17 protein-coding genes are annotated in these 23,211 nt (G+C 68.5%); 10 read left to right on the top strand and 7 right to left on the bottom strand.

What is annotated here, in order from left to right:
* Positions 1 to 2,337 (top strand): beta-propeller fold lactonase family protein, encoded by a 2,337-nt coding sequence (locus Q0654_RS08890; protein ID WP_298852884.1) that lies wholly within the window; start codon positions 1 to 3, stop codon positions 2,335 to 2,337.
* A 244-nt stretch (positions 2,338 to 2,581) separates the two neighbouring features.
* Here Q0654_RS08890 and asnB read toward each other — a convergent pair whose 3' ends face one another.
* The 4 genes from asnB to hemH form a co-directional block, all read right to left on the bottom strand.
* Positions 2,582 to 4,252 (bottom strand): asparagine synthase B, encoded by a 1,671-nt coding sequence (gene asnB, locus Q0654_RS08895; RefSeq protein WP_298852886.1) that lies wholly within the window; start codon positions 4,250 to 4,252, stop codon positions 2,582 to 2,584.
* A gap of 81 nt (positions 4,253 to 4,333) precedes the next feature.
* A complete protein-coding gene (locus tag Q0654_RS08900; protein ID WP_298852888.1) occupies positions 4,334 to 5,944 on the bottom strand; it encodes a hypothetical protein in 1,611 nt (536 codons plus the stop codon).
* Positions 5,945 to 6,034: 90 nt separating this feature from the next.
* Positions 6,035 to 6,973, bottom strand: a complete 939-nt coding sequence (locus Q0654_RS08905; protein ID WP_298852890.1) for an alpha/beta fold hydrolase — start codon at positions 6,971 to 6,973, stop codon at positions 6,035 to 6,037.
* A complete protein-coding gene (hemH, locus tag Q0654_RS08910; RefSeq protein WP_298852892.1) occupies positions 6,966 to 8,072 on the bottom strand; it encodes a ferrochelatase in 1,107 nt (368 codons plus the stop codon). Before hemH ends, Q0654_RS08905 begins: the two co-directional genes overlap by 8 nt.
* Positions 8,073 to 8,267: 195 nt before the next feature.
* On the opposite strand from hemH, the gene Q0654_RS08915 reads away from it, so the two are divergent.
* The 5 genes from Q0654_RS08915 to tatC all read left to right on the top strand — a co-directional run bounded on the left by Q0654_RS08915 (position 8,268) and on the right by tatC (position 11,927).
* Positions 8,268 to 9,227: a hypothetical protein gene (locus Q0654_RS08915; RefSeq protein ID WP_298852895.1), complete on the top strand. Its 960-nt coding sequence runs from the start codon at positions 8,268 to 8,270 to the stop codon at positions 9,225 to 9,227.
* 261 nt (positions 9,228 to 9,488) lie between these two features.
* Positions 9,489 to 10,178, top strand: a complete 690-nt coding sequence (locus Q0654_RS08920; protein WP_298852897.1) for a lipid-binding SYLF domain-containing protein — start codon at positions 9,489 to 9,491, stop codon at positions 10,176 to 10,178.
* A gap of 151 nt (positions 10,179 to 10,329) precedes the next feature.
* Positions 10,330 to 10,560 (top strand): Sec-independent protein translocase subunit TatA, encoded by a 231-nt coding sequence (tatA, locus tag Q0654_RS08925; protein WP_298852899.1) that lies wholly within the window; start codon positions 10,330 to 10,332, stop codon positions 10,558 to 10,560.
* Positions 10,561 to 10,581: 21 nt separating this feature from the next.
* A complete protein-coding gene (gene tatB / locus Q0654_RS22360) occupies positions 10,582 to 11,166 on the top strand; it encodes a Sec-independent protein translocase protein TatB (protein ID WP_343230133.1) in 585 nt (194 codons plus the stop codon).
* Positions 11,163 to 11,927, top strand: a complete 765-nt coding sequence (tatC, locus tag Q0654_RS08935) for a twin-arginine translocase subunit TatC (protein WP_298852901.1) — start codon at positions 11,163 to 11,165, stop codon at positions 11,925 to 11,927. Before tatB ends, tatC begins: the two co-directional genes overlap by 4 nt.
* 22 nt (positions 11,928 to 11,949) lie before the next feature.
* Here the strand turns inward: tatC and Q0654_RS08940 are convergent, their stop codons facing one another.
* Together Q0654_RS08940 and Q0654_RS08945 are read right to left on the bottom strand one after the other, a co-directional pair.
* Complete coding sequence (locus Q0654_RS08940) at positions 11,950 to 12,633, bottom strand: YafY family protein (RefSeq protein WP_298852903.1); 684 nt, start codon at positions 12,631 to 12,633, stop codon at positions 11,950 to 11,952.
* A gap of 10 nt (positions 12,634 to 12,643) precedes the next feature.
* On the bottom strand, positions 12,644 to 13,426 hold the full coding sequence (locus Q0654_RS08945) for a VOC family protein (protein WP_298852905.1): 783 nt from the start codon (positions 13,424 to 13,426) through the stop codon (positions 12,644 to 12,646).
* Between the two features lie 153 nt (positions 13,427 to 13,579).
* On the opposite strand from Q0654_RS08945, the gene clpB reads away from it, so the two are divergent.
* The 4 genes from clpB to Q0654_RS08965 all read left to right on the top strand — a co-directional run bounded on the left by clpB (position 13,580) and on the right by Q0654_RS08965 (position 21,679).
* Positions 13,580 to 16,162 carry an ATP-dependent chaperone ClpB gene (clpB, locus tag Q0654_RS08950; protein ID WP_298852907.1) on the top strand — a complete coding sequence of 861 codons (2,583 nt, stop codon included), beginning with the start codon at positions 13,580 to 13,582 and terminating at the stop codon, positions 16,160 to 16,162.
* Complete coding sequence (locus Q0654_RS08955) at positions 16,155 to 17,015, top strand: hypothetical protein (RefSeq protein ID WP_298852909.1); 861 nt, start codon at positions 16,155 to 16,157, stop codon at positions 17,013 to 17,015. The genes clpB and Q0654_RS08955 overlap by 8 nt, the downstream gene beginning before the upstream one ends.
* A gap of 133 nt (positions 17,016 to 17,148) precedes the next feature.
* Positions 17,149 to 20,673 (top strand): PKD domain-containing protein, encoded by a 3,525-nt coding sequence (locus tag Q0654_RS08960; protein WP_298852913.1) that lies wholly within the window; start codon positions 17,149 to 17,151, stop codon positions 20,671 to 20,673.
* Between the two features lie 235 nt (positions 20,674 to 20,908).
* Positions 20,909 to 21,679 carry an alpha/beta hydrolase-fold protein gene (locus Q0654_RS08965; protein WP_298852915.1) on the top strand — a complete coding sequence of 257 codons (771 nt, stop codon included), beginning with the start codon at positions 20,909 to 20,911 and terminating at the stop codon, positions 21,677 to 21,679.
* 229 nt (positions 21,680 to 21,908) lie between these two features.
* On the opposite strand, the gene Q0654_RS08970 is transcribed toward Q0654_RS08965, so the two are convergent.
* Positions 21,909 to 23,108 carry a cation:proton antiporter gene (locus Q0654_RS08970; RefSeq protein WP_298852918.1) on the bottom strand — a complete coding sequence of 400 codons (1,200 nt, stop codon included), beginning with the start codon at positions 23,106 to 23,108 and terminating at the stop codon, positions 21,909 to 21,911.
* Between the last annotated feature and the right edge of the window lie 103 nt (positions 23,109 to 23,211).

Consider the following 23,211-nt stretch of genomic DNA (forward strand, 5'->3'; position numbering starts at 1 on the left):
ATGAATCGACTGACTCCCCGCGTCCCGCATCGCGCTTTGCCTCGGGCACTTGGCATCGCCCTGCTGCTCCTGGTGCTCGGACTGGCACCGCCCGCGCAGGCCGAGATCGAAGCGCCGGACCACGTGCTGTACGGCTCCGCAACCTTGTTTGGCCAGCCCGCGCCCATCGGCAGCCTGATCGAGGTGCGCAGCGTGCCCGCAGGCGACGTGCTGGCGCGATACACCCTGGGGCGCGATCCCCGCCTCGGCGGGCAGTTCCGACTCGGCATTCCGATGTCGGCGCTGAACCCGCGGGTGCCCGGTACGGCGCGCCCGGGCGATCCAGTGCGGATCTTCCTGGGCCAGCGGCTGGCCGCGCAGACCAGCGTCGGTGCCGAAGGCGTGGCGCGCCGGCTCGACATCGATCCGCAGAACACCGGCACCGGCCCGGCAGTGACCATCGACGATGTCAGCGGCTTTGAAGGCAACGCCGGCACCAGTCCGCTGCGCTTCACCCTCAGCATGAACACCACCAGCTTGGGCACGGTGCACGTCGACTACCAGACCGCCAACGGCAGCGCCGTCGGCGGACCCAGCTGCGGCCCCGGCGTGGACTTCATCCAGCGCGCCGGGCGGGTCAGTCTTCCTTCCGGCAGCCTGAGCCAGAGCCTGGACATCCAGGTCTGTGGCGACACCGTGATCGAGGGCGCCGAGAGCTTCTCGGTGGAGCTGATCAATGCCGAGAACGGCGTGCTCGCCCGCGCAGCGGGCGTCGGCACCATCGTCGATGACGACGACGTGCCGCAGCTGAGCGTCGAGCCCGTACGCGTGCTGGAGCCGGCGACCGGCACGGCGATCGCGCGCTTCCGGGCGCGCCTGTCGCGCAGTTCGACCTTCGAAGCGCGCTTCAACTTCGCCACCCAGAACCTCACCGCCACGGCGGGGGCGGACTACGAGGCCAACAGCGGCACGGCGACGATCGCTGCGGGCGAGGTCGAGGCCCTGATCGATGTGGTGATCCTCGCCGACGCCCAGGTGGAAGCGCCGGAAACCTTCAGGCTGGTGTTCTCGCAGCCCTTCAACGTGAGCTTCGCCACGCCGCAGGTGCTTGGCACGATCGTCGATCCCGCTTTTGCGCCCGAAGTCGAGTTGGAGCAGGACGTGATCGGAGGACCGGGCGGCATCAGCGCCCTGGTCCAGCCCAGCGCGCTCGCCCTGTCGCCGGATGGCGCCTTCGCCTATGTCGCCAGCGAAAGCCGCGATGCAGTCCTGCTGTTCGCCCGCGATCCTGCCAATGGGCGGCTCAGCTATCTGCGCGACTACCGCGCTGTTGCCGGCGGGCTGCCCGATGCGCGGCTGGATGGCGCCAAGCACCTGCTGCTGAGTGCGGACGGGCGGCACCTCTACGTGGCTGCCCGCAATGACGCTGCCATTGCCGTGCTGTCGCGCGATCCCGCCTCGGGCGAACTTGCGTTCGTCGCCAATCAGATCGAAGGTCAGGGCCCCCCCGGGGCTGCCGGCGGCACCACCCGCGGCCTGAGCGGCGTCAGCCGGTTGGCGATCAGTCCGGATGGCCGGCATGTCTATGCCAGCGGCTCACTCGGCAATGCGCTCTCAGTCTTCGCACGCGATACCGACACCGGCGTGCTCAGCTTCATCGAGGCCGAGACCCAGGGCGTGGACGATCCAAACGATGGCGGTGGCGCCGTGGTGGGCCTCGAACGTCCGGCTGGCCTCACGGTTTCCGCGGATGGTTCGCAGGTCTATGTGGCTGCGCGCTTCGGCAATGCGGTGGTCGTCTTCGATCGCCAGCCCAACGCCGCCGAGCCGCGCTTCGGGCACCTGAGCTTCCGCACCGCCTACCGCAACGGCCTGCTGGGCGTGAGCGGAATCGCCGGCGCTTCGGATCTCGTGCTGAGTCCGGACGGTGGTCAGCTCTACGTGGCAGCCGAAGCCGACAATGGCGTGGTGCGGTTCGACCGCGCGGGCGACGGTTCGCTGACCTGGCGCCGCAAGCTGAGCCGTGGCGATGCCGGCCTGCCCGGCATGGCCGGCCCGCAGTCGATCAGCCTGTCGCCCGACGGCAGCGAGCTGTACGTGGCCGGCTTCGGCGACAGCAGCCTGACGATCCTCGAGCGAATCGTCGCCGGCGAAAGCGCCGGCACCCTGCGCCCCCTGCAGACCCTGTTCGATGAAGAGGGAGCGGTCTTCAACATGGGCGGACCGGTGGCGGTGGTGCCCAGCGGCGACGATCGCCAGGTCTACGTGGTGGCGAGCACGGACAGCAGTGTCGTGGTGTTCCGCCGCCTGCAGTCCGAGCGGATCTTCATCGATGGCTTCGAGGTGATCCCGCCCTGACGGCGGCTCCGCTCCGAGGTGCGGCGCGAGCGCGCCGGATGACTTGCGCACTCGTCATCCCCGCGCAGGCGGGGATCGAGGGCCAAGTGCCAAGCAGAAGCCGGCTGCCCGAGGGGCAGCCGGCCTTCGCGCCGGCGCCGGTGACGGATGTTCGGGTGCAGTCCTGTCTATCGAGAGTCACTGGAGCACGCTGGGCCGGCTGCACCCTTGCGAGCCCAACCGAGACCCCGACCGACGCCTCGCCTCAGTACGAACTCTCGTGCACCGCCTGCACCGCGCGGCCCGAGGGGTCGACGATGTTCTTCAGGCTGGCGTCCCACTCCAGCGCCGCCGCGGTGGAGCAGGCCACCGAGGGGCCGCCGGGCACGCATTCCGCGGCCCAGGCCTGCGGGTAGTGGCGCTCGAAGAGCTCGCGGTAGAAGTAGGCTTCCTTGCTGACCGGGGTGTTGTAGGGGAAGCGGAACTTCGCGCTCTCCATCTGCGCGTCGCTGACCTGGGCAGCTGCGTGCGCCTTCAGCGAATCGATCCAGCTGTAGCCGACACCGTCGGAGAACTGTTCCTTCTGGCGCCACAGGATCTTGTCGGGCAGATAGCCGGCGAAGGCTTCGCGCAGGAACTGCTTCTCGATGCGGCCGCGCGGCTTGCCCGAGAGCTTGACCTCGGGGTTGAGCGACATCGCCACGTCGATGAAGCCGCGGTCGAGGAAGGGCACGCGCGCTTCCACCCCCCAAGCCGACATCGACTTGTTGGCGCGCAGGCAGTCGAACAGGTGCAGGGCATCGAGCTTGCGCACGGTTTCCTCGTGCAGGGACTTCGCGTCCGGCGCCTTGTGGAAATACAGGTAACCGCCGAACAGCTCGTCCGAGCCCTCGCCCGACAGCACCATCTTGATGCCCATGGCGCGGATGCGGCGCGCCATCAGGTACATCGGCGTGGACGCGCGGATCGTCGTCACGTCATAGGTTTCGAGGTGGTAGATCACGTCGGAGAGCGCGTCAATGCCCTCCTGCACGGTGAAGTGGAACTCGTGGTGCACCGTGCCGATGTGCGCGGCGACCTCGCGCGCGGCCTTGAGATCCGGTGACTCCTTCAAGCCCACCGCGAAACTGTGCAGCTGCGGCCACCAAGCCTCGGTCTTCTCGTCTTCCTCGACGCGGCGGGCGGCGTACTTCTTGGCGATCGCCGCGACCAGCGAGGAATCCAGGCCGCCCGAGAGCAGCACGCCGTAGGGCACGTCGCTCATCATGTGGGACTTGACCGCGCTTTCGAACGCAGCGCGCAGGGCGGCGCGATCGGTGGGGCCGTCCTTCACCGCTTCGAATTCGCGCCAGCCGGGGTGGTAGTAGCGGGTCGGTTCGGCATCGCCCTTGGCCCAGTAGTGGCCGGGCGGGAACTCGCGCGCCTCCTTGCAGACCGGGGCCAGCGCCTTCAGCTCGGAGGCGAAGTACAGGTTGCCGTGGGCGTCGTGGCCGTAGTACAGCGGAATGATGCCGATGGGATCGCGCGCGACCAGCCAGTGCTGCTTCGCGTCGTCCCACAGCACGAAGGCGAACATGCCCTCCAGCTGGTTGAGGAAGTCGTGGCCGAACTTCGCGTACAGCGGCAGGATCACCTCGCAGTCGGAGTGGGTCTGGAAGGCGTAGTCGGCCTCCAGCGCCGAACGCAGCTGGCGGTGGTTGTAGATCTCGCCGTTGACCGCCAGCGCCTGGGTGCCGTCCGGCGACAGCAGCGGCTGGGCGCCGGAATCGACGCCCACGATGGCGAGGCGCTCGTGCACCAGGATCGCGCGCTCATTGGCATACACGCCCGACCAGTCCGGGCCGCGATGGCGCATGCGGCGGGAGAGGTCCAGCGCCTGCGTGCGCAGGGCGGCCGGATCGGAGCGGAGATCGAGGATGCCGAGAATCGAACACATGGACTGGAGGCCGCCGTCAGCGAGGAGTGAAGGCCCGATTCTATGTCAGCGCTCGACGCCGCTATTGCGGCGCAGCAGGCCTCACGACGCTTCGGACTTCTCCTGCCCGTACAGCTGCGACGTGGCGTGGGCGGCAAGCGCTGCCTGCGAGTGAGCGCTTTGCCGGGCCAGCTGGCGGGTGAAAGCGGATCCAAAGGCCTCAACTGCGCGCCGGAAGTCGGCGAAGGTCTCAGCGCTGGCTTCGGCCCCGACGGGTCCGCTGTCCGCCCACCAGAAACCCACGGCGCGCCCCTGCACTGCGACCGTGGCCAGCAGCATTCCGCTGTCCGGGGCCCAGTCGGCCAAGGCTGCCGGTAGTTTGTCGCCGATGACCGCGCGCTGCGCCCGGGCGACGCGGAACGCCACGCCGGGCCGCGCCAGCAGCAGCTTCACCAGGCCCGGCTCGCCGGTCGGCAGCCGCAGGCTGCGGCTGGCTTGGCCTGCCGGGAAGCCGAAGCTGAAATAGCAGGCCAGGGCGGCCTGGTCGGTTTCGCGCAGGAACAGCGCGCAGCGCTTCAGGCCCAGCCGGGTGAACAGGCGGGCGCTGTCGGTGAACAGGCTGCGGAGGTCCGGGTGACCCAACTGGCAGCGCTGCGCGAAGGCGGCGACCCCTCCCTGGCTGTTCGCCGGGGCGGCCTGCGTTGGTGCGGTCGGGTTGCTTTCTGCGACGGCTTGAGCGACGCGGCGTAGCGACCGCGGCGGCCGTGGCGGCCGCAGCAGCCCGGCGGCAGGGGCGGGCGCATCCTCGCTGAACAGGGCTTCGCGACTGGCGAACACGGCCTGTCGCTGCACGCCGCGCAGCACTTCATCGAGTGGCCGTCCGGTGATCGTTGCCGCGGCCTGGAGCAGGTGGCGCGTGCGCGTGCTGTACCAGTCCACCTGCGTTTCCTGTGCCAAGGCCCGCGCCAGACTGCAGAGCAGGCCGCGCTCGCGCAGGCGGCCCTTGAGGCGCGGCGGCAGGTCCTGCGCACGGATGTCGCTGCGTGCCGCAGCGGCAGTCCGGGCGAGGAGGGTCGGCGTCCAGCGGCAGCCTGCGACGAGCGCGTTGGCCTGGGGCACGCCAAGGTCCTGCAGGTGCCAGAGATTGATCGAATCGAGATCCGCGCCCAGCAGTTCGCGCTCGATGCGGGCACGACGCTCGCCGGACTCGACGCGGTGCTCGATCTGAGCCGCCAGCGCGGGTGCCGCCAGCGGCAGTTTCCAGCGGGCGACGTCCAGCAGGATCAGGCTTGACAGCCGCGCATCCTCGTCAGAGGCCAGCGCGGCGCGCAGCCAGTGCGCGAGGTAGAGCCAGGCCAGGCGGCTGGTGGCCATGGCCCGCAAGGCGAGCAGATGCCCTGGCTGTGTTCGGTCGTAGCGCACTGCTCGCAGGCCGCGCAGCAGGCGCTGCACGCCGCCGCTGCCGAGCCGGTGGATGCCCTGCTGCAGACCGCGCGGAGCATCGTCGGCGCCGGTTCGGGCATTTGCGGCCTGCAGGATCGCCAACGCCAGCCCGGGCTCGCGCTCCGCCAGCAACTGCAGCTGCTTGAGCTCGACCGTCTCGGCCAGCGCCAGCCGGTGTTCGGTCTCGGCGGCGACGCGCGGCAGTGGGGTGTGTCGGAGGCTTTCCAGCAGCGGGCGCAGCTGCGGCGGGCGCGAGAGGGTCTGCGACATCGATGCGGGATACGTCGTCAGGGCAGGGCGGTGGTCCGCGCGGCGTTTCGCGGATGGCCGCCTCCTGCAGATTCCGTGCCCTCTCGTGGCCTAGGCGTTCGCCGGACTGCCGGCGTCATCCTGCCCCGCCAGGAACTGCCGTATCGCGACCGCCGCCTGCTGGGGCTCGGCGATGTGCAGATGGTGTCCGCCGGGCAGACGCAGCAGCTGGGCGCGCGGCACGCAGGCCAGTCGCGCTTGCACGTGCAGACGAGGCAGGCGCGGGTCGGGCTGTTCCGCAGCCAGCACCAGCACCGGCATCGCCAGCGCGCGCAGCAGCTGCTGTACCTGGATTTCGCTCATGGGCATCGCGGACGGCAGCTGCAGGCGCGGGTCGGCGGACCAGATCCAGCCACCCTCGGTTTCACTCAGGCCGCGCTCGACCATCGGGGCGATGGCCTGTGGACTCAGGCCATTCAAGTCGGCGCGCTGCCGGCAGGCGTCCTCGATCCGCGCGAACAGACGTCGTCGCGGTCGCGGTTCGCGCCGCGCCGCCAGCGCACGGCGCAGGCGTGCTGCAACTTCGGCTTCATCGAGACTGAGCGGGCCGAGGGCATCGATGCAGATCAGCCGCTCGACGCGCTCGGGCGCTGCCGCCGCGAACAGGCAGGCGATGGCCGCGCCCATCGAGTGTCCGAGCAGGATCGCAGAAGGCCAGTCGAGTGCGTCCAGCGCGTCCTGCAGGTCGGGCAGGTGATCGACCAGGGCGTAGCTGCCGGCGGCTGGCCGCCACGCGGAGCGACCGTGGCCCGCGAGGTCGAGCGCCAGCAGCTCGACCTCCGGCAGGGCGTCAGCCAGGGCGGTGAAGCTGGCGGCGTTGTCCAGCCAGCCGTGCAGGGCCAGCACGCGCGGAACGCCGGCATGCACGGCCGGAAAGTGCAGCGCAGCGAGGGTGCCGGTGCTGACTTGGAAGCGGCGTTCTTCGCCCGTGCGCGAGGCCTGCGTGGCGGCCGCACTCCAAGCCCCGCGCTCGGCCTCGGCCTCAGCCACGCTGGAACTGCTCGAAGCGCTGCGCCCGCACGGCGTCCGCCGCGGTCTCCGCGCCAGCGTCCCATGAGCCTGGCTCGAATTCCGGCCAGCCAGCGCCCTGGCGGCGCAGCAGGGGCAGCAAGGCCTGGACGTGCGCATCGCTGTCGTTCAGGGCCGGCACGTAGCGCAGGGCCTCGCCGCCGGCATGGGTGAAGATCTCGGCGTTCTCACCGGCGATTTCCTCGATGGTTTCGAGACAGTCCACCGCGAAACCCGGGCAGACCACGTCCAGCTTGCGCACGCCCTGTGCGGGCAGCGCCGCCACTGTCTCATCGGTGTAGGGCCGCAGCCATTCCTCCTTGCCCACGCGCGACTGGAAGCTGAGTTGCCAGGCCTCGCGCGGCAGCTGCAGCCGCTCGGCGACTTCGCGGGCGGTGTATTGGCACAGGCAGTGATAGGGGTCGCCAGCGGTGAAGTAGCGCTTGGGAATGCCGTGGAAGGAGAACAGCAAACGGTCGCCGCGGCCCTGCGCCTGCCAGTGCTGGCGCACGCTTTCGGCAATCGCGTCGAGCCAGGCCGGTTCGCGGTGGTAATCGGTGATGAAGCGCAGCTCGGGCTGCCAGCGCCAGGTCTTCAGCTCATCGACCACGGCATCGAAGACCGAGGCCGTGGTGGTCGCCGAGAACTGCGGATACAGCGGCAGCACCAGCAGGCGGCGCAGGCCGCGGTCCTTGAGCTCGCGCAGCACGCTGGCGATCGAGGGGTTGCCGTAGCGCATGGCCATATGCACGCCGAGCGGACGCGCGTCGGCGGCCAGCGCCGACTGCAGGCCCGCTGCCAGGCCGCGGGTATGGGTCAGCAGCGGCGAGCCCTGCTCGGTCCAGACCTGCTGGTAGGCCTTGGCCGAGCGGCGTGATCGAAACGGCAGGATGACCCCGTGCAGCAAAGGCATCCACAGCAGTCTTGGCAGCTCGATCACGCGAGGATCGGCGAGGAACTCTGCAAGATAGCGACGCACGGCGGCAGGCGTCGCAGCGTCGGGAGTGCCCAGGTTGACCAGCAGAACAGCGGCGGATTCGGTGCTGCCGTGGCGGTAATCGGGCCGGCCGAGGTAGGGCATGGAGTCTCCGAAGCGTTGGGAGGATTGCGACCGGCGGCGTGGACGGACCGATCGGGCGAGCGATATGCAGGCCGAATCAAGCGCTTGCAAGCGCCCTTCGCGGCTGTTCATGCGTGAGGCACCCTGTTATTCTCGCCCGAGGTGCCACCAGAGCGCCGTGACGATTACATAGACTCGGTAAAGGACGTGGCCCACATGCGCCCGATTGCCCGCAGGCTGCTCATTGCCTCCGGACTGCTGCTCAGCGCAGCAGTGAGCGCGCAGCCTTATGGCTACGCCTCGGGAACCGATCCCGACAGTCCCTCGCTCCGCGACGCCCTGTACCGCATCGATCTCGCCACTGGCGCGGCGACGCGCATCGGCTACATCGGCTTCCGCGATATCGATGGCTTGGCCTTCCATCCGGACGGCGTGCTCTACGGCGCGGCGGATGGCTCGGCAGACGCCGGTGGCACCAGCGACGTGCTGGTGCGGATCAACCCCGAAACCGGCAGCGGCAGCTTCGTCGCTCCGTTTGCGGGTCTGGCCGGCCAAGGGCCAGGTCAGGGCGGGCAGCTCGACAACGGCCTCGCCGTGACCTGCGACGGCCAGATGTGGATGTCTTCCGACACCTTGGGGCACCTCTGGCGCGTCGATCGTGCCACGGGTGCGGTGCAGCGGGTGCTCACCGGTGGGCCGCCGATTTCCGGCCTGGCGGCGCGTGGGCAGGTGCTGTTCGGTGTTTCCGTGGATCCCGATCCCGCGCTGTACCGGTTCGACACCAGTACCTCCCAGCTGACGCGGGTCGGGCCGCTCGCAGTGTCCGACCGGATTTTCGACGCGGGTCTCGACTTCGATGCCGACGGTCGACTCTGGGCAACACTCGACTACCTGGTTCCTCCGGAAGGCCTGCCGCGGCCCAACCTCAACGATCTGGTGCAGATCGATCCCGAAACCGGCGCGCTGCTGAGCAGCACGCCCATCACCGGCGCAGGCAGCGGTCTGTCACGCGTGCAGCTGGAGGGCTTCGCGATTGCGCCCCCGGCCTGTGCAAGCGGCGGCACGCCGCCCAGCTTCCCGCCGGTGCAGGTGGACGCCAGCGGCACGACCTCGCTTGCGCTGCTTGCAGTGCTGCTCGCTCTGATCGGGCTGTTCGGACTGCGCCGCGCGCGCTGATCCCTCGCTGCCCGGGCGCTTGCCCGGGGTGGCGCTGATGCGCGCGAACACGCCAAGACAGCCGATCGGATTGTTTGCACGACTTGCAAGGTCCGCGGCCCGTGCCCTTGATGCGCGATCGCAACGCGTCCTTGCTTTCGAGCCGGTGCGATAAGCCCCGATTCATCCGCGCCCGGCCTATAGTCGCGGCGCCTCGCGCGCCCACGCATCCCTTGAAGGCATTGGCCTTCGCAGCCGCGCCCCCAACCCTGGAGATACCGCATGCGATTCTTCGCCCGCTTCGCCCTGCTCAGCCTGAGCGTCCTTGCTCTCTTCGCAGCCCAGCCTGCCTCTGCCGCGCCGCCGCCCGAGCAGCGCCTGCAGAACGCCACGCGCGTGCTGGACGAGATCATGCAGAGCCCCGATCGCGCCGTGCCGCGTCGCCTGCTGGAGGATGCCTACGCGATCGCAGTCATCCCGGATGTGGTCAAGGCGGGCCTGCTGATCGGCGGCCGCCGCGGTCGCGGTGTCGTCAGCGTGCGCACGCCCGACGGTACCTGGAGCCATCCGGCCTTTCTGACCTTGACCGGCGGCAGCATCGGCTTCCAGGCCGGTGTGCAGTCGACCGACGTGATCCTGGTCTTCCGCAGCGCCCGTGGCGTGGATTCCATCGTCAACGGCAAGTTCACCCTGGGCGCCGATGCGGCGGTCGCGGCGGGCCCGGTGGGTCGCAACGCGCAGGCCTCGACCGATGCCGATCTGCGCGCGGAGATCTACTCGTACTCGCGCTCGCGCGGCCTGTTCGCCGGCGTCGCGCTTGATGGCGCGGTGCTGTCGATCGACCACCGTGCCAACCAGAGCAGCTACGGCCGCAACATCACGCCTCGCGCGGTGTTCGAGGGGCGCGTCAACGTCAGCCCTGACCAGGCAGTGGACTTCCGCGACCGTCTGGAGGAGTACACCACGCGCTGAGACCGCCTGCGTGCGGTCCGGGAGTTCCGCGTCATGAGCGGTTGCCGCGCGGCCGCATCGCATCACCGGCGCAGGAGCAAGTGTCGGCAGCGTCATCGCTCTGTCTTTGCGCCTGCGCTATGCTCCGCGGTCTGTCCGACGGAGAGCGTCCATGGGTTCCTTTAGCATCTGGCACTGGCTGGTCGTGCTGGTGGTGATCGTTCTGGTGTTCGGCACCAAGAAGCTGCGCAACGTCGGTGGCGATCTCGGTGCGGCCATCAAGAACTTCCGCAAGGGCATGAATGACGAGGCGCCGCCTGCCGAGAAGCTCGGCGACGAGTCTCGACAGGGTGAGTCGGCCACGGCCGAGAAGTCCGCGAAAGCGGCCGACCGCGGCGACTGACGGCCACCGGGGCCCTGCGCGATGTTCGACCTCAGCATGGCCGAGATCGGCGTGATCGGCGTCGTGGCCCTGCTGGTGCTCGGCCCCGAGCGCTTGCCCAAGGCCGCGCGCACGCTGGGCTTCTACGTGCGCAAGGCGCGCCAGAGCTGGTACTCGGTGCGCAGCGAGTTCGAACGTGAACTCGCCGCCGAGGAGTTGAAGCGCAGCCTCAAGCTCGACGAGGTGCACGCCACGCTGGAGGGCACGGCGAAGGACCTGCGCCGCGACATCGCCGCGACCGGCGCGTCGCTCGCCGCCGCTGGCGCAGAGCTCGGCACGGCGCTGTCCGCGACGAGCGGTGCGGACCCCCTGCCGGCCGCCCTGCAGAGGGAGCCCGCTGCCGCGGACTCCGACGACCTCGGCGGTCTGAGTCCCGAGGAACTCGCCCGCCAGGCTGAGGCCGTGAGCGAAGCGACACCTGGCCCTGTGGATGGGGTCGACGGAGTGTCCGCGCGCAATACGGCCGATACGGACGCCCCGACCGCGCAGCCTGCGTCCGAGGAGACAGGACCGGTTCCGGACGCTGTTCGAACAGCGGACCAGCCTAGGCCCGAACGACACGCATGAACTCACTGCCCGGGCCGTCCCAGGAGGAGGGCGAGCACACCCTGATCTCGCATCTGGTGGAGCTGCGCTCGCGGCTGATGCGCGCCGTGCTTGCGGTGCTGGCCGTGTTCCTGGCGTTGATGCCGTTCGCCAACCGTCTGTACTCGGCGGTGGCGCAGCCGATGATCGAACGCCTGCCGGCCGGCGCCAGCATGATCGCCGTGGACGTGGCCAGCCCCTTCTTCGCACCGATCAAGCTGGCCTTCGTGGCAGCGGTGACGATCGCAATGCCGGCCATCCTCTATCAGGCCTGGGCCTTCGTGGCGCCCGGGCTGTACCAGCACGAGCGGCGCCTCGCGCTGCCGATCCTCGTCTCCGCCACCGCCTTGTTCTACATCGGCGCGGCCTTCGCCTATTTCCTGGTGCTGCCCGCGGTGTTCGGTTTCCTGACCGCGATCTCGCCCGAGGGCGTGCAGGTGGCGCCGGACATCAGCGCCTACCTGAACTTCGTGCTGGTGATCTTCCTGGCCTTTGGCTTCAGCTTCGAAGTGCCGGTGGCGGTGGTGATCCTGGGCGTGCTGCGCTGGGTGACCGTCGAGCAGCTGAAGGAGGCGCGCCCCTATGTCATCGTCGGTGCCTTCGTGGTCGCGGCCATCATTACCCCGCCGGACGTGATCTCGCAGCTGATGCTGGCCATTCCGATGGCCCTGCTGTACGAGATCGGGATCATCGCCACGCGCATGCTGCTGGCGCGGCAGCCGGCGAAGGTCGACGAGTCCTAGCGATGGGTACCGCCCGACCTGCTCAGCACTCGCGGACGCGCTCCAGGTAGTCCTCCAGGCGGCGCCCAGCCGCCCATTCAGGCTGGGGTTCGCCGCAGTCCAAGCGCTGGATGCGGTCGACCCGGAAATGCCGGAAGTCCGTGCGCAGGTGGCACCAGCCGACCAGGGTCCAGCGGTCGCCCCAGAAGAACAGGCCCAGTGGATCGACCCGGCGCGAGCTGGGTCGCGCCTCCGCATCGGCGTAGTCGAACTGGAGCGGGCGGCGTTCGCGCAGCGCACGGCGGAGCTGGCCCAGCCAGCGCCGCGTGGCGGGCTCGATGTGGAAATCCGGCACGTGCAGGGCCAGTGACTGCGCGCCGCTGGCCAGTGGCGGCGGCAGTGCTTCGAGGATGCGATCGCGCGCCGAGCGCGCGGCACGCGCCAGGTCGCTGTCGCCCCAGGCCGCGGTGATCGAGAGCCCGAGCATCAGGGCCTCGATCTCTTCGATATCGAATCGCAGCGCGGGCATCTTCCACCCCGGGCTCAGCCGATAGCCTTCGCCGGGCGTGCCGACGATGGGCACGCCCGAGGCCGAGAGGTCATCGAGATCACGATAGACCGTGCGGACCGACACCTCCTCGACGGAGGCCAGCTCGGCCGCAGTGCGGCGGCCGTGGATCTGCAGCTGGCGCACCAGACGGAACAGGCGGTCGGCACGGCGACTCATTCAACAGGCCTCATGCGGGCACCGTTTCCTCGATCTCTTCGACAGCTGGCACATCGATGCGCCAGGGCTCGCGCTGGCCGCCCGCATACTCGGCCGCCATCGGCCTCGGACTGTAGCAGTAGAGTTCAAGGCCGGCCGGGTCGACACAGGAGAACGCGCGGTCACCCCAGGGGTGGTCCTCCAGCGGCATGCGCATCTCCACGCCAGCCGCCGCCATACGCGCGTGCAGCCCATCGACGTCGTCCAGTTCGAGGTTGAGCATGAGGCTGCCGCCCTGGAACCCCTGCTGGCCCTCGCAGCTTTTCATCAGGTGCAGCTCCGGCGCCAGCGGGCCGCCAAGCTGCAGCACCAGGTACATCTCCGCCTCGAACAGGGCCCGCGCATTGAGGTGGCGCTCGTAGAACGCACGCAAGCGCGTGAAGTCGTCGACGCAGAGGCACAAGGTGGCGCGGCGCGGCGGTGGCTGGCGCGTCCACAGCGAAGCGGGGGCGGGCGCGGCGAAGTGGCGGATACGCGAGGACTGCATATCGATCAGGCCGAAGAAGGCAGCAAGCGCCGGCTCGCGCCCGGCAAGCGCATCCGATTGTTCGGCAGCATGACGTGCATCGGCCATGGAGCGCCACCGGATTAGGTCGATCCACTCACCGTCTTCGCTGCGGCCAAAGTGCCTGCTGACGAAGCCCGGCAGTCGTTCTATCGCCGGCTGCGCGGCCCAGGCGGCCTCGGTCATGCGCGCATCCGCCTCGGGGCTGCGTGCGCGGAAACTGACCTGTTCAATCACATCGCTCTGCATGTCGGCTCTCCTGCCGTGGTGGGGAGGCCAGACTGCTCGCCGCCTGCTGACAGCGGAATGTCAGCAGGCCGCCGCCCCTTGAACATCCGCTTCACAGCCTCATTAAGGGCACATCGCCGCCCGCCGGCCCCGCTACCCTTCGGAGACGTTCCCATGCGCATGGACAAACTGACCTCGCGCTTCCAGCAGGCCCTGGCCGACGCCCAGTCACTGGCGGTCGGCCGCGACCACAACATGATGGAGCCGGCCCACGTGCTGGCGGCCCTGATCGACCAGCAGGGCGGCAGCACGCGGCCGATGCTGCAGCAGGCCGGCGTCAACGCCACCGCCCTGCGCACGCGTCTGGGCGAGGTGCTGGATCGCCTGCCCAAGGTCAAGGGCCAGGAAGGCAACCTCGCCATCGGCAACGATCTCTCGCGCCTGCTGAACCTCACCGACAAGCTGGCCCAGCAGCGCGGCGATGCCTTCATCGCCAGCGAGCTGTTCGTGTTGGCCTGCGTGGAAGACAAGGGCGAGATCGGGCAGATCCTGAAGTCAGTGGGCGCCGACCGCGCCCGCATCGAGCAAGCCATCGACAAGCTGCGCGGAGGCGAGAAGGTGCAGAGCGAAAACGCGGAAGAGCAGCGCCAGGCGCTGGAGAAGTACTGCATCGACCTCACCGCGCGCGCCGAGAACAGCAAGCTCGATCCGGTGATCGGCCGCGACGAGGAGATCCGCCGCACCATCCAGGTGCTGCAGCGGCGTACCAAGAACAACCCGGTGCTGATCGGCGAGCCCGGCGTCGGCAAGACCGCCATCGTCGAAGGCCTGGCCCAGCGCATCGTCAACGGCGAGGTGCCTGAAGGCCTGCGCGGCAAGCGCGTGCTGTCGCTGGACATGGGCGCCTTGATTGCAGGCGCGAAGTTCCGCGGCGAGTTCGAGGAACGGCTCAAGGCCGTGCTGAATGACCTGTCGAAGAACGAGGGCCAGGTCATCCTGTTCATCGACGAGCTGCACACCATGGTCGGCGCCGGCAAGGCCGAAGGCTCGATGGACGCCGGCAACATGCTGAAGCCCGCGCTGGCGCGCGGCGAGCTGCACTGCATCGGCGCGACCACCCTGGACGAATACCGCAAGTATGTCGAGAAGGATGCAGCGTTGGAGCGCCGCTTCCAGAAGGTGTTCGTCGGCGAGCCCTCGGTCGAGGACACCATCGCCATCCTGCGTGGGCTCAAGGAGCGCTACGCCGTGCACCACGGTGTCGAGATCACCGACCCCGCCATCGTCGCCGCGGCCACGCTGTCGAACCGCTACATCGCCGACCGCCAGCTGCCCGACAAGGCCATCGACCTCATGGACGAGGCCGCCTCGCGCATCCGCATGGAGATCGACTCGAAACCTGAAGAAATGGACCGCAAGGAGCGACGCCTGATCCAGCTCAAGATCCAGCGCGAGGCGCTGAAGAAGGAGAAGGACGACGAGTCGAAGCAGCGCCTGGCCGACCTCGAAACCGAGATCGCCAAGCTTGAGCGCGAGTTCTCCGATCTCGAGGAAATCTGGCGCGCCGAGAAGGCCGCGGTCGCCGGCACCGCCAAGATCATGGAGCAGATCGAACAGGCCAAGTCAGAGCTTGAGACCGCGCACCGTCGCCAGGACCTGGCGCGGGCGTCGGAGATCCAGTACGGCCGCATCCCCGAGCTGGAGCGCCAGCTGCAGGCCGCTGCCGAGACGGAGCAGAAGGGCTTCCAGCTGCTGCAGCAGAAGGTGACCGCGGAGGAAATCGCCCAGGTCGTCAGCCGCTGGACCGGCATTCCCGTGTCCAAGATGCTCGAAGGCGAGCGCGAGAAGTTGCTTCGCATGGAAGACGTGCTGCAGCAGAAGGTGGTGGGGCAGGGCGAAGCCGTGCGCGCGGTGTCGGACGCCATCCGCCGCTCGCGCGCGGGCCTGTCCGACCCGAACCGCCCCAACGGCAGCTTCCTCTTCCTCGGCCCGACGGGCGTGGGCAAGACCGAGCTGTGCAAGGCGCTGGCCGAGTTCCTGTTCGACTCCACCGACGCGATGGTGCGCATCGACATGAGCGAGTTCATGGAGAAGCATTCGGTCGCGCGCCTGATCGGTGCGCCTCCGGGCTATGTCGGCTACGAAGAGGGCGGCTACCTGACCGAGGCCGTGCGCCGCCGGCCCTACAGCGTGATCCTGCTGGACGAGGTCGAGAAGGCCCACCCCGATGTCTTCAATGTCCTGCTGCAGGTGCTGGACGACGGCCGCCTGACCGATGGGCAGGGCCGCACGGTCGACTTCCGCAACACCGTCATCGTCATGACCTCGAACCTCGGCTCGCAGATGATCCAGGAGCTGGCCGGCGATACGGACGAGGACTACATGAAGATGAAGGCGGCAGTGATGGGCGTGGTGCAGGCGCACTTCCGCCCGGAGTTCATCAATCGGCTCGACGAGCTGGTGGTGTTCCATCCGCTGGGCCGCGCGCAGATCCGCGAGATCGCCCGCATCCAGACCTCGTATCTCGCCAAGCGCCTGTCCGACCGCCAGCTGAAGATCGAGATCAGCGACGCTGCTCTGGACCTGCTGGGCAGCGTCGGCTTCGACCCGGTCTACGGTGCGCGGCCGCTGAAGCGCGCGATCCAGCAGCAGCTGGAGAACCCGCTGGCCACCCGCATCCTGCGCGGCGAGTTCGCGCCGGGCGAGCAGATCCGCGTCGAGGCCAAGGGCAGCGAGCTGGTGTTCGAGCGTGTCTGACACGAGTGCTGGGAGCCCGACTGCGCCGGGCCTGACCCGGCGCAGCTTTCTGGGCGCGGCGGTCTCCGCCGTGACGCTTTCCGCCTGTGGTCTGCCAACGCGCGAGCGGCCCGAGCGCGTGCTGTTCGTCGGCAACAGCCTGATCTACTACAACGACCTGCCGAGCCAGTTCGCGCAGCTTGCGAGTGCCGCACTCGGCCGTCCGGTGGAGGCTGACATGCTGGCGCGAGGCGGTGCGCACCTCAGCCATCACCTGGCCGGAGGCGTCGTGCAGCGGGAGCTGGCCAGCGGACGCTATTCGGCGCTGGTGCTGCAGGAGTTCGGCGGCGGCCTGCGCTGCCACCCCGAGCTCGCGAAGTTCGGCTTCACCTGCGAGGTCTCGCACGCAGCGCATGCCGAGCTCGCGTCGACGGCGCAGCAGCACGGCACACGCCCGCTGCTGCTCGGCAGCTACCGCATGGATCCCCGTGGTGCGGGCATGCTCGGCGCGGCGGAGGCCGAGCTGGCAGCACGCATCGGCGCGCTGCACGCGGGATTGGGCGATTTTCCGGCGCTGCGCGCTGAGTATTCCGACTGGCTGTGGCTGGATCCTGAGGACGGCGCTCACCCTGGCCACGATCTCACGCTGCTGATGGCGCTGCGCACGCTGAAGACGCTGTACGGGCAGCTGCCGCCGATCGGGGCGGTCACGCTGCGATTCCGCGATTTTCGCGGCCCACACGCGCCGCGCCTGGATCGTCTGGCCTCTGCCGAGGAGGCTCACGCGCCGTGGCTGCAGCGAAGCCTGAGCAGCGAGGACTTCGCTGAGCGCATGGAAGCAGCCGGTCTGAGCCTGCCACCCCGGGCCGGATAGCTGGGCGGGCTTCGCGAGACGGTTCCAACGAACACATCATCCACCCGTGATGATCTGTTCGCGTTTTTCCCGCTTAAGGGGCTGGAGACCCGGATGCCCCGGGTGAAACCAGCCCCGGAGGGCGGGGCGCGCCATGAAGACGTTCCTTCCGTTTCTGATGCTGCTGAACCTGGCGGCGGCCGCAAGCGCCGCCCCCGCCGAGCAGGCTCCCCTGCGCGTCGGCGTCGACCCCGAGTGGCTGCCGCGCTTTGCAACCGAGGGCAGCAGTTCGATCGCCTGCTCCACTTCGCCGTTCGGTCGCTACGCCACGCTCGGAGAGGACGCGGAGTACGTCAACTTCATTGCCAGCACCAACCAGCTGCGCAGCCTGCAGGTGTTCGCGCCGGGGCCCAGTAACGGCAACGTGCTGGTGCAGGAGTTCAGCGGCGAGCTGCTGCAGACCGGCAACGTGGCCGGCTCCACCTTCCTGACCGCGGTCGATGCCGATCTGAACGGCGATGGTCGCGACGAGCTGGTGACGGTGCATCGCTCCGATGTCAACGGGGGCTTGCGACTTGGCGTTTTCCGTCGCGGTACCAACGGCAACGTCACCCTGCAGCAGACCTGGAATCTGGCGCGCACCTTCAGCCATGTCGAGATCGTGGCCGCGGATCTCGACGGCTCGAAGGATGGCAAGCAGGAGTTGGCCATCCTCCTGCAGGCCAACGGCACCGGCGGCAATGCGCTGGAAGTCTATGTGCTCACCGGCAACGCGCAGGGCCTGATCGCCGAAGACACCAGCGGTGCCTGGGCAGGACGCTGGGTCCTGCCGGGTGCGTTTCCGCTCAGTTCGCTCGCCGTGGGTGATCTTCTTCTGACCGGGCGCGAGCAGATGCTGGTGGTCAACGAGTCGGGCAGCGGCGGCACGCGTGCGCTCAACTACCACCTGCTGGAGTTCAGGCCGAGCACCAGCGCGCTGCCGGTCGGCTCGGGCAACGTCCAGATCGGCAGCCGCAGCTTCGTCACCACGCTCGGCACCAGCTTCGACATCGACGATGGCGCTGGCGTCTCGGGCGTATCGATCAACCAGCTGCGGCGGATCAAGGCATTGGCCGGTGACGTGGTCGACAGCGCGGCGGCCGAGCTGATGGTGCTGGTGCTGGTCGAGGGCTCCAGCAATTTCAATCAGCTGTTCGCACGCATGCACCACTTCATAGCGGTGCGCGACGTCGACAACACCATCGTCGACATCCAGATGTACCGTCGCTCCGAGCAGAAGCCCTGGGATTCCAGCTTCGCGGTCAGCGGCCAGAACCAGGGCGCGCTGATCAAGTTCGATGCGGCCTTCGCCAACATGGATCTGATCTCGCCCAGCGAGTTCGTGATGGCCTTCGCCGAGGGGCAGGACAACCGGCTGAAGGTGCAGGCGCACAAGGCCAATGTCGACATGACTGCCGGCTTCCAGTGGCAGCGCAACGGCCGCACGGTCAGCTTCACCGACCGCTCGACCGGCCGCATCGCCTCGCGCAGATGGGACTTCGGCGACGGCAGCGGTCCGCTGACCGATCTCGATCCCACCTACACCTTCCCCGGTACTGCCACGTCCTTCACCGTCAAGCTTACGGTCATCGGGTTCAACTCCCAGATCGAGACCCGCGAACACGTGGTGACGCTCGGACCCACGGATCCCACCAGCGGTGGCGCGGGTCCGCAGACCCGCTACGCGCTGAACACCACCCCCGCCTATTCGGCTTCGCTGGCGGTGGACTCCGCGTCCGACTTGAACCAGCTGAGCCTGGCGGTGGGGGACATGGACAGGCAGGGCGTGGCCGAGATCATGACCCTGGTGAACGACCGCAGCCTGCAGCTGATCCGCTCGGTCTGGCGCCTGCAGAACACCGCCAATCCGGCGAGCTTTGCCGGTCGTCATCTGTTCACGCAGACCTCGGGTCTGGACAGCAACGCCCGCTTGAAGGTGCTGGCAGCCGACACCGATGGCGATTCGGTGCGGGCCGTGCTGGGCGCCGACTGTCGCCAGCTGGAAGAGCCGCAGGTGCGCCAGCTGGTCTGGCATCCGCCCTACTTCGAGCGCCTGCAGGGCGAGGCTGAGAAGCTTGCCGCCTTCGGCGAGAGCACCTCCGGCCAGACCAGCACCGAGAAGCGCGCCGGCAGCTTCACCTCGCACGACGTCTCGACCTATGTCGGCGTGTCCGCCGGCTTCGAGGCGGCGGGCTTCGGCCTGGAGTCCTCGCTCAAGGCGACCGCCGGCTACAACTACCAGTCCACCTTTGGTTCAATCCACGGCAGCGAGAACGCCTTCGCCCTGAACCAGGGCTTCTCGTCAAGCCTGGGCGAGGCGCTGATGGTGGTGGAGGAGAACACTTTCCGCTGCTACAGCTACGACATCCGTCGCGAAGCCACGGGCATCGTGCCCGACAGCGGCCTGCGCATGTGCGAGGTGATCGACGACACGCGCGGCATCAGTGCCACCACGGCCGACTTCTGGGACACGGTGATTCCTGCCGCCAACGGCAGCGAGACGCCGCCTGCGCAGTGGACGCCGCTGCATCGCGACTGGGCCAGCCTGAGCCTGTTCCAGGCCGCCACCACCAATGTCACGCCAGTTGCAGGCAGTGCCGCAAGCGTCACGGATGGTCGCTTCAGCACCCCGCTCACCAGCCAGGCCAATGTGAGCCGGCCCTACGTGCAGATCGACCTCGGCGAAGTGCAGGACATTTCCAACATCCGGGTCTTCCCGACCGCGAACCAGGCGATCCGGCTGCGCGGCTTCCGCGTCTTCGTCTCCGAGACGCCGATGACGGGCGATGCGATTCCCGGCGGCGCAGGGGTCAGCATCTTCGCGCCGGAGACTGTCGACGACATGGCCTTCGACCGCTGGAACATCCACACCCGCAGCGCCGGGGGGCAAATGCTGCGCGGGCGCTACGTCCGCCTGCAGCACCCGGGCACGGCGACCCTGGACGTTACCCAGATCCAGGTCTTCGGCGACGTGCACGTCGAGCCTCCCCGCTATCCGCAGGGAGCCTGCGACCCCAACCGCAGCGACAACACCTTCCTCGTGCGGATGTGGAACCCTCGCACCCAGGGCTGGGCCAACATCGAATCGCGCGGCGAACTCCTCTGGAACGGCACCGGCAACATGGACGGCTGCAGCAACTTCTCGGGCATGCAGCGCTGGGAGATCTGGGCCAATCTGTTCGTGGGCAGCCCGGGCAGCGCCTCCTGGAACCTGAGCCAGGAAGGCGGCGTGTTCAGCGGTGACTACAGCGGCTTTGAAAGCTCCAACCGGGTGGGCGCCGAGTTCGACATCGAGGCCGGCTTCATCGCCAAGGTGCAGGCCGGCGCCGCCTACGAGTACAGCTTCGGCGTCACAGAAGAGGTGCAGACTGTGCAGTACTGGGGCGAGGGGCTGGAAATGGGCGGCACCATTGGCGGCTTCGCGCCGGAGTACTCCAACCTCGTGAGCACCTGCCGCTACACGCCGCGGCCCTATGCCTACCGGCTGATGGACTACTCGAACACCGGCTACGAGCACACCATCTTCGTGGTCGACTACGTGGTGCGCCAGGGGTCGTCGAGCTGGCAGCGCGACAACGTGCCCGAGGTCTGCCTCAACATCCAGCGGCCGCCGGAGATCTTCGCCAACGGCTTCGAGTGAGGGGGCGAACACGGCTGAAGCACGGGCCCGGCGCGCGAGCGCCGGGCCCGTGTCGCATCTGCATCCGCGGGCTTCACGTCCGGCGGGCTTTCATGTGCGTGAAGGCTTCAACGCGCGGGAGCGCCAGTGCAGTCCGCGGGGCACCCGATCTGTTCCATTGGCGCAGGGGCTGCCACCGGCAGTCGCGTAATGCTCCGCTTTCGAATCCCGAATCCCGAATCCCGGCTCCCCATCCATGCGCCTGACCTCAACACTCGCCCTGTTCCTGCCGCTGCTGCTCGCCGGCTGCTTCAACCTCGGTGATCGCCGCGAGCCGATCCCCTACGAAGCCTTTCCGGGCCGCGGCGAAGCCGACCGCAAGACCCTGGTGATCGTGCTGCCGGGGCGAGCCGACAATGTCGAGGTGATGCGCGAATTCGGCGTGGCGCAGGCCATCCAGGCCGGATGGCCGGAGGTCGATGTCTGGCTGACCTCAGCGACGCTGGCCTACTACACCGATGGTGGGCTGCCCGAGCGCGTGCGCGAGCGCTTCATCGAGCCCGCCCGCGCGCAGGGCTACGAGCGCCTGATCCTGATGGGCGCGTCGATGGGTGGCATGGGCAGCCTGGTGGTCGACGAGGCGCATCCCGGCGTGTTCGAGCACCTGGTGCTGATGGCGCCCTACCTGGGGCGGAAGCGGGTCATGCGCGAAGTGGAAAGCGCCGGCGGCATCCGCCGCTGGCAGCCCGGCCCCAAGCCCGAACTCGTCGATCGCAGCAACTTCGACCGCGAGCTGCTCTGGCGGCAGGTCGCGAACTACGCCGCCGATCCGGCGCTGCGCCAGCGCGTCTGGCTGGCGTACGGCGAGGAGGATCGCCTGGCCGCCACCGTGCCGCTGATCGCGCCGGCGCTGGAGCCGGCGCAGATCCTGCCGCGCCCGGGTGGTCACAAGTGGGTGGTCTGGAATGCCGCCGCTACCGAAATCTTCGCCCGGCTGCGCGCCCAAGCCCTTTCGACGGCAGGTTGACCTACCGGGCGTCCCGCGCAGGGCCTGCGGGCTCCTAGGGAAGCTCTGATTTATCGGAGCTTCCCGTGCGCCATGGATGGCGCGCTCGCGAATCAAGCATGCATGTGCTTGATTCAGCGCGAGTGAGTCCGGACCTGCGCCGGACTCACGACGTCTGAAGAACTGCAGGATGGAGTTCTTCAGACCTTCCCTAGCGGGGCGCGGCATTCCTGTTGCTGCCGGACGGGCGTCAACCCCCTGTGCCCAGCCAGCGCCTCAGCTTGGGCGTCACCACCGGAATGGTCAGCATGGTGCTGGCGACTGCCATCAGCAGCAGGGCGGTGAAGGTCTCTGAGGTGATGATCGCCTTGTCCAGCAGGATGTTGGCGAAAATGATCATGATCAGGGCCTTGGTCTGCAGCAGCCAGCCGATCAGCGAGGCTTCGCCGGGCTGCCACTTGAGGATGCGACCGGCCAAGTGCACACCCGCCAGCTTGCCGGACACCGAGGCCACCAGCAGCAGGGCGCCGGCGATAAAGACGGTGGTGCCGCCCACGTCCCAGTTGGTGCGCAGACCGGTCGACAGGAAGAACACCGGCATGATCACCAGCAGCACGTGGTGGCGCAGCAGATCCATGCGCTCCTGGTTGAACCAGCGCGCGTCCATCACCGCGCCTGACAGGAAGGCGCCGACCATGTAGTGCAGGCCCGCCCAGTCGGCGATCAGGCCATTGACCGCCAGCCAGATCAGACCGACATACCAGCGGTCGCGCTCGGCCAACCAGCGCATGAGGCGGCGGAACAGCCAGGCGGCAACGATGAAGCCGATGAGGTAGACGGCCTGGCGGCCGATCCGCGTCCAGTCGAGCAGGATCAGGGCCAGCACGCCCCAGATCGCGATGTCATCGAGGCTGGCGTAGCGCAGCACGCGCTGCCCCAGCGGCTCGCGCAGGATCTCGAGCTTCTCCATGAACAGGATCAGGATCGGCAGCGCGGTGACGGCGCAGGCCATGCCGACGCCGGCGACGAACTGCCAGGTCTGCGCCTGCGGGCCCATCCAGCCGGCGTTCCACGACAGCATGACCGCTGCCGCCGCGCAGCCGAACAGCAGGGGCATGCCCAGCGCCAGGCCGGCGGTCACGCTGGTCTCGCCGCGCTTCGCCCAGGCCTCTTCCAGATCGAGCTCGATGCCGGCGATCCAGACGAAGATCATCACCGCCCACCAGGCCACACCGTTCAGCGCCGTCACCACCTCGGGGGTGAAGACGAAACGGTAGTAGTCGGGAAAGGCCGCACCCAGTACGCCCGGCCCCAGCAGGATGCCGGTGATGATCTGCACCACCACCAGCGGCGCGTAGTATTCGGTGCGGCCGACCCGCCAGATCAGGAACGGCACGGCGAAGATCAGCACCATGGCGATCAGGTAGAGCTCGGTGGTGGTGATGTGCATGCGATGCTTGGTCTGAGCTTGGTTGGAAACGGGCTGAGCAGAGGTGCAACAAGGGCGCGAAAGGTAGGTCGAACGCGCCCCTAAAGCGAGAGAGCCGGCGGAC

This window comes from uncultured Aquimonas sp. (assembly GCF_937888285.1).
GTDB lineage: Bacteria > Pseudomonadota > Gammaproteobacteria > Xanthomonadales > Xanthomonadaceae > Aquimonas.